The following is a 1,373-nucleotide window of genomic DNA, read 5'->3' as shown; positions in this document are numbered from 1 at the left end:
CTCCGACCAGCAGGTTCGTGACGAGTACGCGGCCGCGCTGCGGGATCGCCGATGACCGGGCCGGCAGCCGCTGGACCGGTACCGGTCCAGCGCCGCCACGTCGATGAAAGCGAATACCGGGTGTGGGTGGACGCGCACGTTCCCCACCTGCCGGCCCGGTGGGAGCGAATGGGTGCCTATCGGCGGTTCGTCGAGCGGTGGCCGAACCTCGAGGCGTGGTTCGAGCAGCCACTGCTGGTGCGCTTGGGATTTGTCGGCGAGGGCATGCGATCGAACGGGCGCACCGACTCGCATCGCGCCAGCGGATACCTGGTGTATCTGTCCATGGTGCAAGGGGTTGGCCTGGACTTCGACTTCCTTCTCGGCCGAAAGTACGCACGTCTGCTGGACCGGCGCAGCGGCAGCACCGGCCTCGGCGTCGATCTCCTATTGTTCGAGCAGTGGGTCGCGCGACTGACCGAACTGGGCCACGCCCCGGCCAAGGCACGGAACAGTCTGACGTGGTGCCTGGGCCGGGTCATGCTCCACCGCGGCGACCCCGACATGACCGCGATCACCGCCGCCGATCTGTTCGCATTCGGGTCGGCCATCCGCGACTTCGCCGCACGCGACGATTTCAATGTTCTGCGCCGGACCCTGTTCGCGAACGGCCAGTTTCACGATGATCCGGACGCCAACCGCGGGTTCCTCCGCAATCACCTCGCGAACCTGCACGCCACCCATGTGCTGCTGTACAACGTCGGCCAGGTCACGGCAGCACCACGCATCGGCACGCGAACGATCGAAAACTGGACCGACCGACTGCTCCCCGAACCGTGCCCGCCCAAGATCCGGGCGGTCATCGAGCGATACCTACAACTGCGGCTCGACGCCAAGCTCGATCGGCCGCAGACAGTTCACAACGCCCGGCAGGCTTTGCGCCGGTTCGTCAACTGGCTCGGCGAGAATCACCCGCAGGTCAGCAGTTTCGCGCAGGTCGATCGCGCGACCATCGAAGAGTACATGCGGTGGCTGCCGACCTGTCCGAGCCAACACACCGGTCTGCCGCTGGCGACGACCACGGTCAAGCACGAACTCAACGCGATCGCCGGGTTCTGCCGCGACACCGCGGTCTGGGGATGGGCGGAGGTGCCCGGACGACCGTTGCTGACCCCCCGTGACACACCGCGGCGTCCTGAGTCGATTCCCCGGTATCTTCCGCAACACGAACTCGATGCGATCATGACCGCGGTCGACGACCTGGCCGACCCGCTGCAAAGGGCCGCGCTGTTGTTGCTGCGGTGGTCCGGGGCCCGACGCGACGAAATCCGCCGACTGACCTGGGATTGCCTCGACACCTATCCGGGCGGGCATCCACGGCTGCGGATCCCGGT

At 66.9% G+C, this 1,373-nt stretch carries 1 pseudogene; it reads left to right on the top strand.

The window, feature by feature from the left end:
- Positions 1-51: 51 nt before the first annotated feature.
- A pseudogene (locus tag MLGJGCBP_RS51920) lies at positions 52-1,373 on the top strand (tyrosine-type recombinase/integrase); the annotation flags it as partial.

Source organism: Rhodococcus sp. T7 (assembly GCF_009872365.1).
Classification (GTDB): Bacteria; Actinomycetota; Actinomycetes; order Mycobacteriales; family Mycobacteriaceae; genus Rhodococcus_F.
The sequence above is the reverse complement of the archived record's forward strand: the minus strand, read 5'-3'. Positions and strand labels throughout refer to the sequence as shown.